We start from the raw sequence: 10898 nt of genomic DNA, 5'->3' as shown, positions 1-10898 counted from the left end.
CCCTGCCCCCGACCCCGGCACCGCCCAGGTGATCTCCATGCCGACGCCCGTGTTCGGACCGCAGGACCCGTTCGCCGAACCGCTCAACCGCATCCTCGGCACCGGCCCCCGGGCCCCGGACCCGGGCGGCCGGCCCGCGTCCGCCGGGGCGCTCCCGGACGAGTCCGCCCGGAAGCTGCTGTCCCTGGCCGCCGGGCGGGCGGCCGGGGACGGCGGCGAGCTGGACACCGGCCATCTGCTGTGGGCCGCCACCCGGGTGGGCCCCTCGCGCCGCGTCCTGGAGGACGCCGGGGTGGGCCCGGACCGGCTCGCCGCCGACCTGCTCCCGGCCCTCGCCAGGAGCACCGGCGCCGGCACCTCCCTGACACCCGCGGCCGAACGCGCCCTGCTGGCGGCCCGTACGGGCGCCCGCGCCGCCGGTGCGCCCCGCTTCGGCCCCGAGCACGTCCTGGCCGCCCTGCTGGACGATCCCCGCAGCGGGGCCGGCCAGGCGCTGCGCGCCGCGGGCGCCGCGCCCGAGCCGGTACGCGGGGCCGCCTCCCGCCCGTCCGGCCGATCCGGTCCGTCCGACCGGTCCGGCTCCACTCCCGTACTGGACCGCTACGGCCGCGATCTGACCGCGCAGGCCCGCGAGGGCCGGCTGGATCCGGTGGTGGGGCGCGCGGAGGAGATCGACCAGATCGTCGAGGTGCTCTCCCGCCGCACCCGGAACAACCCCGCCCTGATCGGTGAGCCGGGCGTCGGCAAGACCGTGGTCGTCGAGGGCCTGGCCCGGCGGATCGCGGCCGGCCGGGTGCCGCCGGAGCTGCAGGGCCGCCGGATCGTCGGCCTGGAACTGGCCGCGCTGGTCGCCGGTGCCCGCTACCGGGAGGAGGTCGAGGAACGGCTGCGCGCGATCGTCGAGGAGGTCGCCTCCGACGACCGGATCGTTCTCTTCCTCGACGAGCTGCACACCCTCGTCGGCGCGGGCGCCGGCACCGACGGCTTTCCCGACCTCGGCGGCGTGCTGCGGGCCGCGCTCGCCCGCGGCGGGCTGCGCGTCGTGGGCGCCACCACCATCGACGAGTACCGCCGCCATGTGGAGCGGGACATCGCCCTGCACCACCGGTTCCAGCCGGTGCTGGTGCCCGAGCCGACCGTCGAGGAGACCGTGCGCATCCTGGAGGGCCTGCGCGGCTCCTACGAGGCCCACCACCAGGTCCGCTTCTCCGGCGAGGCGCTGCGGGCCGCCGCCGAGCTGTCCGACCGCCACCTGCCCGAGAGCTTCCTGCCCGCCAAGGCCGTCTCCCTGCTCGACCAGGCCGGCGCCCGGGCGCGGCTGCGCGGTCTCGGCCGCAGCGGCGAGGTCGCGGAGGTCGAGGACCGCCGCGACCTGCTGCGGCGCGAACTCGACCAGGCCCTGGCCCGGGAGGACCTGGGCCGGGCCGCGACGCTGCGCGAGGGCATGCGGGAGCTGGACCTGGAGCGGGCCGCCGTCGCCGAGAAGCGCGAGAGCGCCGCTCGGGTGACCGTGGAGGACATCGCCGGCGCCGTCTCCCGGCGCACCGGCATCCCCGCCGACCGGCTGGCCCGCGACGAGCGCGAGCACCTGCGGCATCTGCAGGAGAGGCTGCGCGAGCGGGTGACCGGCCAGGACGAGGCCGTCTCGGCGGTGACACGGGCGGTACGGCGGGCGCGGGCCGGGATGAGCGCCCCGGAGCGGCCCGCCGCGGTCCTGCTGTTCGCCGGGCCGCCCGGGGTGGGCAAGACCGAGCTGGCCAGGGCCCTGGCCGCCGAACTCCTCGGCGACGCGGGCCGCCTGGTGCGCTTCGGCGCGGGTGCCCTGCGGGAGGGGCACCGGGAGGCGGTACGGCTGGAGGAGGCGGTACGGCGCGGGCCGCGCTCGGTCGTCCTGCTCGACGGGATCGACCGGGCCCACCCGGACGTCCTCGACTCGCTGGCGCGGCTGCTGGAGGGCGCACGGCCGGCCGGCGCCCGGGGCCCCGCCGCCGGCCCCGGCGGGACGGTGGTCGTCCTGACCGTCACCGTCGACCCGCGCAGGGTGCTGGCCCATTCCGGCGACCCCGGCGCGCTCCGCGAGGAGACCCTGGCGCATCTGCGCGACCGGGTACGGCCGGAACTGCTGGAGCTGATCGACGAGACCGTCTTCTTCCGTCCCCTGGCCCGCGAGGACCTGCTGCGCGTCGTCGGGCTGCTGCTGGAGGACAGCCGCCGGCTGCTGGGCGCCCAGGGCATCGGCCTGGAGGTCGATCTCAGCGCCCGCGAGTGGCTGATCAACCAGGGCTACCAGCCCGACTCCGGCGCACACCCCCTGCGCGGCACCGTCCGCACCCACCTGGACGACCACCTCGCCGATCTGATCCTCGACGGCACCCTGCGCGCGGGCGACACGGCGCGGGTGGGCATCGACGAACACGGCCTGACCTTCGAGGTCGCCGGCCGGCGGGGGTGAGGGCGCCGTGGCCGGGACGGCGTACGGCCGCCGCCCCGGCCACGGCGTCGGGGCCGTCAGCGGCCGGTCACAGGGACCGCTCCAGGCGCTCGGCCATCAGCCGGGTGAAGCGGGCCGGGTCGCCGGGCATGCCGCCCTCCGCCAGCAGCGCCATGCCGTGGACGAGTTCGGGCATGCCCTCCAGGTCCGGCGCGGAGGCGTTCTCCGCGTGCGCCTTGCGCAGGCCGGTGATCAGCGGGTGGTTGGGGTTGATCTCCAGGATGCGCTTGCTCTCGGGCACCTCCTGGCCCATGGCGCGGAACATGCTGCGCAGGCCCGGCGTCATGTCGTCGGCGTCCGAGACGACGCAGGCCGGCGAGACCGTCAGGCGGGAGGACAGCCGCACCTCCTTGACCTCGTCGCCGAGCCGCCCGGTCATCCACTCCAGCAGCCCGGCGTACTCCTCGCGCTGCCGCTCCCGCTCCGCCTCGGCCCGCTCCTTCTCCTCCCGGGTGCCGAGCTCGGCCTCGCCCTTGGCGATGGAGAGCAGCTTCTTCCCCTGGAAGTCGGGCACCGCGTCGACCCACACCTCGTCGACCGGGTCGGTCAGGACGAGCACCTCCAGCCCCTTGTCCCGGAAGGCCTCCATGTGCGGCGAGCTCTCCACCGCGCTCCGGGACGGGCCGGTGAGGTAGTAGATGTGCTCCTGGCCCTCCTTCATCCGCTCCACGTACTCCTGGAGCGTCGTCGCCTTCTCCGCGTCGTGGGTGGAGGCGAAGGAGGAGGCCGCCAGGATCGCGTCGCGGTTGTCGGGGTCGTTGATCAGACCCTCCTTGACGACCGCGCCGAACTCCCGCCAGAAGTCCGCGTACTTCTCGGGCCGCGCTGTCCTCATCTCCTTGAGGGTGGACAGCACCTTCTTCGCCAGCCGCCGGCGCATCAGCTGGATGTGGCGGTCCTGCTGGAGGATCTCGCGGGAGATGTTCAGCGACAGGTCCTGGGCGTCGACCACGCCCTTGACGAAGCGCAGGTAGGTCGGGACCAGCTCCTCGCACTCCTCCATGATCAGGACGCGCTTGACGTAGAGCTGCACGCCCCGCCGGTCCTGGGAGAGGACGCCCTGCGGCGGCCGCGCGGGCAGGAAGAGCAGCGCCTGGTACTCGAAGGTGCCCTCCGCCTGGACGCGGATGGTCTCCAGCGGGTCGGTCCAGTCGTGGCTGATGTGCCTGTAGAGCTCGTGGTACTCCTCGTCGGAGACCTCGCTGCGGGGCCGGGCCCACAGGGCCTTGCGGGAGTTGACCACCTCCGGCTCGGACTTCCCGCCGCCCTCGCCCTCCGCGTCCTTCTCCGCCTCTCCGGCGCCCGTCTCGACCAGGCGGATGGGCCAGGTGATGAAGTCGGAGTAGCGCTTGACGATCTCCCTGATCTTCCAGGGGGCCGTGTAGTCGAAGAGGCGGTCGTCGGTGTCCTCGGGCTTGAGCTTCAGGATGACCGAGGTGCCCTGGGGCGCGTCGTCGACCGTCTCGATCGTGTAGGTGCCCTCGCCGGTGGACGTCCAGCGGGTGCCCGACTCCTCCCCGGCGCGGCGGGTCAGCAGCGTGACCTCGTCGGCCACCATGAAGGCGGAGTAGAAGCCGACGCCGAACTGCCCGATCAGCGCCTCCGCCGAAGCCGGGTTACCCGCGTCCCCGGCCTTCTGGGCCTCCTCCAGCTTCCGCACGAACTCCGCGGTGCCGGACTTCGCGATCGTCCCGATCAGCCCGACGACCTCCTCGCGCGACATCCCGATGCCGTTGTCGCGCACGGTCAGCGTACGGGCGTCCTTGTCGGTCTCGATCTCGATGTGCAGGTCGGAGACATCGGTACCCAGCGAGTCGTCGCGCAGCGCCTCGATGCGGAGCTTGTCGAGCGCGTCGGAGGCGTTGGAGACCAGCTCCCTCAGGAACACGTCCTTGTTCGAGTAGATCGAGTGAACCATCATCCGCAGGAGGCGGCTGGCCTCCACCTGGAACTCGAACGTCTCGGCCGTCATGGTCGTGGATTCCCCCACCAGTCGTCGTCCGTGCCCGGCAGGCCCCCGCGCCACCGGTGGCGCGGGGGCCTGCCGGAAATGCCTTTCCCCGCGATGTTATGCCGGACGAGCCTCCGTCCGTCCGCTCAGCCTCCGGCTCCGGCTCCGGCAGTTCCAGGTGTTCACCGGTACCGGCAGAACCTGCTCGCCCCGAACCGGAAGTGGCCGGGGATGGTCCCGCGTCGAGGCGCCCGCATACCCTCCGGGAGGAATCGCACGGAGTTCCGACAGGCGGTCGGTCACTCTCCGTTGACGTCCTCGGCGAGGAGTTCGCCGGGAGAAGGCCAGATCCGCAGTGCGAGATTGGCCAGGTACGAGCCCCGTTGCCTGATACGGGTCTCGTCCCAGGTCCGCCTCCAGTCCTCCACCTCGGCCCCGGGCGGAGGATTGAGCAGGGTGCCGTGGGTGAGACGGAGGAGACTGTGCTCCCCGAGCCACTGCCGCTTCTCGTGCCATCCCATGTTGCCGATGGCCGGGTTGAGCCTGGCAGTCGCCAGGGTGAGGTTGCCGAGAGTGTGGACGATTTCGTCCCGAGCGGCGGCCGCGTCGGGGTCGTCACCGTCGATCGGCCAGTTGTCCTGCCAGCTCTGCGGCATGACGTGCTCGATGGTGAGCTTGGAACCGACGTGTTCGCCGACTGGAGCGGTCAGCTGCTCGGTCAGTGAGGTGCGCAGGGCGTCCTCCAGCGCTTCGAGGAGAATGCGCACCCGGTGTCGGTAGAGACGCTGGTAGATCGGATCGTTGACGAGGGCGTTCCGGAACTCCTCGTCGGTCGGCCACTGGCGGTGCTGGCCCTGCATCGCGGCCAGCGTCCTCAGGACGGCCTCGTCGGCACTTTCGGGCTGCTTGATCGCGGCGGTGACGACCTCCCGGAAGACATGGTTGTAGTCCCGGTTGCTGAGGTTGAGGACGGCACGCCGCACCAGGTAACTGTCGATGCCCCGGATCGCCCGCACGCGCCGCCTCTCGGGCAGTTCCCCGCCCATCCCGTACAGGCACAGCAACAGTGGCATCGGCGTGGACATCTGCATGACCTTCATCCGGTACAGGAAGCGGCCTTCCACCCCGTCCGGCGCATGGTTCTCAAGATTGTCGTAGATCTCCGCGTAACGGGAGAGTTCCCCGAAGATCTCCTCCACGGGCACCTGCTGCACCCGCTGCCAGCGTTCGAACTCCTTGAACAGGGCGGGGAAGGTGAAGTCCCGCTGGGTTCGCATGGTGAGCCAGTGGGTCAGGAAGACATCGAGCCGACTGCGCGTGATACGCCCGGTGGTCTGGTCGACCCGCCACTCGTCCTGGTCGAACGGTTCCCAGTAGGTGCTGTACAGGCGACCGGTGTCCGCCCCGGCGTGCTCGGCCTCGCGGAACAGCAGGTTCTTCACCAGGTCCGCGTGCTCGAGCGGGGTGCCACGGCTGTTAAGCGTCTCGAAGACCATCTGGGCGTCATCGTGCTCCTCAAGATCGATGATGACCAGCCGCAGGTGTTCCCGGAGCGTCTGCACCAGACTGCCGAGCCTCTGCCGGGAGTCCTCGCCCTCCTCCAGCCAGGCACTGACGACGCGCTGGAAGTAGGTAACCGCTTCGGACAGACGCCCTCTGCTCTCCTCCCCGCTCATCACCGAGCGGAATTCGTCCCGGTCGGCGTTGGTCGGCCAGACCTTGAAACGGTGGTCCGGATTGCGCTTGGCGTCGTACAGGTCCCGGTCGTTCTCGAGGAACCGGCTGAGCAGGCGTACCGAGCGGTCGTCCCCGGCCTTCTGGGCTGCCTGGCGTGTGGCGAACAGGAACAGTTGCAGGGTGGTGAGCCGCTGCTGACCATCGATGACCTGCCGCGCCTCCAGATCCGACGAGGCGTAGCGCGCCTCGTCGAAGACCACCGCACCGAGGAAGTGCGGGAAGACGGTGTCTCCGGTCTCCGCCGCTCTCTCGGACTGCTCGGCGGTACGGCGGATGTCCTCCCAGAAGGCAGTCCAGTTGTCGTCCCTGTTCCACACGTACGGCCTCTGGAAAAGCGGCACCATGTACCGGATGTCCCTGCCGAAGATCCGCTTCAGGTCGACCGTGTCGGCGCGCACTCAGGCTCCTTCCTTCGGTACGTCCTGGATCACGGTAGTGATCGGCTGGTGGCGTCGGGAGGGATTCGCCCCAATCGGGCGGAGACAGAACTACCGTTTTCAGAGCGGGGGTTCGACGGGTCCGCCGTACACCTACGGGGAAGACGACCGCGCTGCCGGATCGGCTTGTGAGGCACCTCAAGGGCGGCGCCGACAGAGCCCCGCCCGCCGGAGCGGGCGGGGCTCCCACACGGCCCGTTCACACCGGCCAGGAGTCGGCCGGGTCGTCCAGCCAGGCCCGCTGTCCCTGCGGGGTGACGGTCAGACCGAACCGGTCGTACCCCGGCCTGCCCCGCCGCTGCCACCAGCGGTGGGCGGCCTCGGCCTCGTCCCACAGCCGGCGGGGCCCGGACTGCCACACGCGCGCGGCCTGTCCGTCGCGGAACATCGCGCAGGCCCAGGAGCGGTCGGTAAGCCCGTACCACCACACCGGCCGGGCCCCCTCGCGCTTGTCGGCGACGACGCACCGGCAGTCCGGCACCCGGAGCCCGAGCGCGAAGTGCACCGGCTCGAACCGCTCCCCGGTGAACTCCCCCTCCGGCAGCACGGTGGACGACTCCTCGCCGTCGGCCACGCCGCCCGTGACGTACTCGGAGTGGACCGGGGACGGCGGGCGCTGGGAGCGCAGCTTCATGAACTCCACCGGCCCGGTGAAGAACCCCGACGCGCTCTCCCCGTCGCGGGAGACGGTCAGCCGGGCGACAGCGTCGCCGTTGCCGTAGTGCGTCCCCCACGGGGCGACGATCCGGCCGCCGGGACGGCACTGCTCCACCCAGGCGTACGGGACGGACCGCAGCCCGCAGGTGGCGATGATCCGGTCGTAGGGCGAGCCGTCGGGAAAGCCCCGCGAGCCGTCGCCGTGGACGACGCGGACGGGCAGGCCGAAGGCCTCCAGCGCCCTGCGCGCGGTGGCGGCCACCGCCTCGTCCACCTCCACCGTCACCACGTTCGCCGTGCCGAGGCGGTGGGCCAGGAGCGCCGCGTTCCAGCCCGTGCCCGCGCCGATCTCCAGCACCCGGTGGCCCGGCCGCACCTCCAGGTCGCGGAGCATCCGGAAGACCACGGACGGCATGGACGCCGAGGAGGTGGGCTCCCGCCCCGGCACTGTGCCGGTGTGCCGGCCGTCGTCCCACTGGGTGACGACGGGTACGTCGGCGTCGGCGTACCGGGCCCAGGCGTCCGGGTCCTGCGCCATCGACACGGCGACGCTGCGGCCCGCTTCCATGTCGTAGGGCCAGATCAGCTCCGGCAGGAACGCCGACCTGGGTACGGCCGCGAAGGCGGGCGTCCAGTCCGAGGAGAGGACGCCGCCCGCCATGAGGGCGCGCGCCAGTTCCAGGCGGCCGGGGCGCTGCCCGGCCGTGCCGGTGCTTTCCGCGTCCCCCGGGCTCTGCGCGTTCTCCGCGCTTTCGGTGTGCCCGATGTGCTCCGTGTGCTCGGTGCTCATCGGCCGGTGACCGCCTTGGGCGGGTTGGGGACGCCGGGGCCGCCGTCCGGGGTGGGCGGCTGGTGCGGGCCGGGGTACGGCTCCCCCGGCAGCTTGTCGCCGCCGCCGTCGGCACCGATGGCGGCGTGGCCGTCGCCGTTGCGCCACATCCGGTTCGTCATGTTCTCTCTCCTCGCTGTCGTGTGTTTCCGGACCCGGCCCCGAAGGAGGCCGGGGTCTATCGGGCAGGGGCGCGGTCCCGTTGCCGCAGGGCCTCCCACACCAGGGCGTTGAGCGTTTGGACGCAGTCCTCGCAGGCGTACAGCTCGGCCTGCTGCCCCTGGGTCTGCACCGACCCGAGCCACACCACCGGCACCTGCGGGCGGAGGCAGTAGAGCCGGCACCGTCCGGTGGTCCAGGTGCGGGGCCTCACCGGCAGCGCTGCTCGCTGTGCCGGTTCGCCGCCCGCACCCCCGCGCTCAACTGCTCCTCGGGAGTGGGCAGTCGGGTGTTCTCCGGCAGGCACTCCCACTCCCGGCCCCCGCCGGGCGGGCGGAGGAAGTACCGCCCGCCGCTCCTGCCCATCAGCTCACCGATCCGGTCGCGCGTGGTGTCCACGAGGTACGTCGCCATGCCTGCTCCTGTGCTGTGCGTGGTGGCTTTCCGTATCCACCCACTCACAGACTGCTGCCGCGGCGGTACGCTCAACAGGGCTTCCAGCTCTCCAAGAAGAGCTGGAGAGAAAGGGTGTTGAGCACATGCGACGCGGCGGCGGGATCGACCGTCCTTACTCGCCACAGGAGTTCTACGGTGCGGAGCTTCAGCGCAAGCGCGAGAACAAGGGCCTCACACAGGCCCAACTCGGCGAGATGGTCGTCATCTCGCCGCAGATGATCGCCCACTTCGAGGCCGGCAGGCGCAAGCCCCGGCCGGAGGACGCCTGCCGGATCGATCAGGCGTTGGGCACGGACGGCTTCTTCGAGCGCATGCGCCGCTCGCTGGACGAGGGCCGTTTCGCCGACCACTTCGCGGCTGCCGCCGAGATGGAGAAGCTGGCCTGCGTGATCAAGACCTACGGAGCGTCGCTCGTCCCCGGCATCCTGCAGACCGAGGCGTACGCGCGGGCCGTCTTCCGTGCTGGCACCCCGGTCTATACACACAAGGATGTGGAGCGACGGGTCACCAACCGGATGGAGCGTGCCCGCATCCTCGACGACCCCGACTCCCCGGTTCTGTGGACCCTGCTGGACGAGTCGATCCTCCGGCGACCCATCGGCGGACGCGGCGCGATCGCGGAGCAGTTGGAGCACATCGCCGAGATGGGGCGCAGCGGACGGGTGCGGGTCCATGTGCTTCCCTTCTCCGCAGGTGCGCATGCACTGCTGGAGAGCATGGTCACCCTCATGCGGTTCACCGACGCCCCTCCGGTGGCCTACGTTGAAGGCCTGCGCACCGGGCGTGTCATGGATGACCCGGACATGGTCGAGGCCTGCCAGTCGGCCTACGACCTCGCCCTGGGCGATGCCTTGTCGTCGGAGGAGTCACTGGCCCTGCTAGAGGCCGTGTCGGAGGAGTACAAGCGATGATCAACGACCACAGCCTGACCTGGCGCAAGTCCAGCTACAGCGGGGCGAGCAACGGCGACTGCGTCGAGGTCGCCGACGGGTTTCCCGGCGCGGTTCCCGTACGGGACAGCAAGGACCCCGGCGGCCCGGCCCTGGTCTTCCCCGCGCGGGCGTGGAGCGCGTTCACGGCGGAGACGAAGGGACGCGCGCGTTCCTGACCTCGAAGCGCAAGCAGACGAATGCCGGGGGCGGGCCGATACGGCCCGCCCCCGGCATTCGTCACTGGCCCACCCGCCCGTCGACGCATTCGCGCAGCAGATCGGCGTGCCCGCAGTGGCGGGCGTACTCCTCGATCCTGTGCACCATCAGTTCCCGGATCGCGGTCCCGTCCTTGCCCACGCGCTCACCCAGGTCCCGTAGCCGGCCAACGCGGCGTCGGTGGCGGCCTGTTCGCGCTCCAGGTCGGCGTACGCGGCGTCGACCACGGCCTGGTCCGCGACGGCTCCGTCGAAGTCCGCGTCGCGCGCGCCGTACAGCTTCGGCAGCGGCTCGCCGTCACTGATCCAGTTGCGCCAGTCGCGTTCCACCTCGGCGAGGTGCCGGAGCAGGCCGAGCAGCGACATCGTCGACGGCGGGACCGAGCGGCGGGCCAACTGCTCCGCATTCAGCCCCTCGCACTTCATCCGCAGGGTGGTGCGGTAGTCCTCCAGGAACTCCCGCAGTGTGGCCAGTTCGCCCTCCGGGCCGGGGCCCTCTCTGTCGCGGGGGTCGTCGTCCGGGTCGGTCCACATGTCGGGGTGGACGGTGGCCTGGGTCCATCGCGCGGGTTGGTCGCTCATGCGCCCATGCTCGTCCGCAACGGCCCGCGTCCGCCACCGAGTTCTCCTGGGGTGGTGGCGCCGTGGCCTGCCCGCGGGTTCCGGTTCCGGCCCGCTTCCGGCGCTGCGCTTGTCCCTCACGCCGAAGACCCGCAGACCCGTGGAAGCCGAGTTGCGCGAGGGGTATTGACGCCGCTCACCGGATCCGTACGATCCAGTTGCTCGGCACTTCGACCCTTGTTCGGTATTACGAACAATTCAGGACCGCATCACTCCGGCATCCGGACAGCCCCTGACGGGGCAGGCCGGAGTCGCTTGTCCAAGGTTGACTTCCTCCCCCTCCTGAAGGAGGGGAATTCCTACGGCTCGCGCCGTGGGGTTTTCTGCTTCATCGCCGACTGCCCGCCCGGAGTACTCCGTTGAGGTCTTACACCAGCTCCACAGACAGACGCCGTCAGCCCGACGGCCAGGAT

At 71.6% G+C, this 10898-nt stretch carries 9 protein-coding genes and 1 pseudogene; 3 read left to right on the top strand and 7 right to left on the bottom strand.

Translation table 11 applies throughout. The features are described from left to right. A partial coding sequence (locus tag L7D48_RS19520) for an AAA family ATPase (RefSeq protein ID WP_237880804.1) occupies positions 1 to 2452 on the top strand: 2452 nt, incomplete at its 5' end. Positions 2453 to 2519: 67 nt separating this feature from the next. On the opposite strand, the gene htpG is transcribed toward L7D48_RS19520, so the two are convergent. From htpG to L7D48_RS19490, 6 genes are all read right to left on the bottom strand, one after another. Continuing rightward, complete coding sequence (gene htpG, locus L7D48_RS19515) at positions 2520 to 4463, bottom strand: molecular chaperone HtpG (RefSeq protein ID WP_237880802.1); 1944 nt, start codon at positions 4461 to 4463, stop codon at positions 2520 to 2522. A 278-nt stretch (positions 4464 to 4741) separates the two neighbouring features. After that, positions 4742 to 6577 carry a DUF262 domain-containing protein gene (locus L7D48_RS19510; RefSeq protein WP_237880800.1) on the bottom strand — a complete coding sequence of 612 codons (1836 nt, stop codon included), beginning with the start codon at positions 6575 to 6577 and terminating at the stop codon, positions 4742 to 4744. A gap of 238 nt (positions 6578 to 6815) precedes the next feature. Next, a complete protein-coding gene (locus tag L7D48_RS19505; protein ID WP_237880806.1) occupies positions 6816 to 7934 on the bottom strand; it encodes a methyltransferase domain-containing protein in 1119 nt (372 codons plus the stop codon). A 125-nt stretch (positions 7935 to 8059) separates the two neighbouring features. Beyond that, a complete protein-coding gene (locus L7D48_RS19500) occupies positions 8060 to 8224 on the bottom strand; it encodes a hypothetical protein (RefSeq protein ID WP_237880799.1) in 165 nt (54 codons plus the stop codon). 56 nt (positions 8225 to 8280) lie between these two features. Then, entirely contained in the window at positions 8281 to 8475 is a 195-nt protein-coding gene (locus L7D48_RS19495) for a hypothetical protein (RefSeq protein ID WP_237880797.1), read from the bottom strand. Beyond that, entirely contained in the window at positions 8472 to 8675 is a 204-nt protein-coding gene (locus tag L7D48_RS19490) for a hypothetical protein (protein ID WP_093656222.1), read from the bottom strand. Before L7D48_RS19490 ends, L7D48_RS19495 begins: the two co-directional genes overlap by 4 nt. A gap of 125 nt (positions 8676 to 8800) precedes the next feature. Between L7D48_RS19490 and L7D48_RS19485 the strand changes: the two genes are divergently transcribed. Further along, positions 8801 to 9628: a helix-turn-helix transcriptional regulator gene (locus L7D48_RS19485; RefSeq protein ID WP_237880796.1), complete on the top strand. Its 828-nt coding sequence runs from the start codon at positions 8801 to 8803 to the stop codon at positions 9626 to 9628. Continuing rightward, positions 9625 to 9825 (top strand): DUF397 domain-containing protein, encoded by a 201-nt coding sequence (locus L7D48_RS19480; RefSeq protein ID WP_237880794.1) that lies wholly within the window; start codon positions 9625 to 9627, stop codon positions 9823 to 9825. Before L7D48_RS19485 ends, L7D48_RS19480 begins: the two co-directional genes overlap by 4 nt. A 61-nt stretch (positions 9826 to 9886) precedes the next feature. On the opposite strand, the pseudogene L7D48_RS19475 reads toward L7D48_RS19480, so the two are convergent. Then, positions 9887 to 10446, bottom strand: a pseudogene (locus tag L7D48_RS19475) (DinB family protein). Positions 10447 to 10898: the final 452 nt, after the last annotated feature.

Origin of the sequence: Streptomyces sp. ICN903, assembly GCF_022015835.1 — a bacterium.
GTDB classification, from domain to species: Bacteria; Actinomycetota; Actinomycetes; order Streptomycetales; family Streptomycetaceae; genus Streptomyces; species Streptomyces fenghuangensis.
The sequence above is the reverse complement of the archived record's forward strand: the minus strand, read 5'-3'. Positions and strand labels throughout refer to the sequence as shown.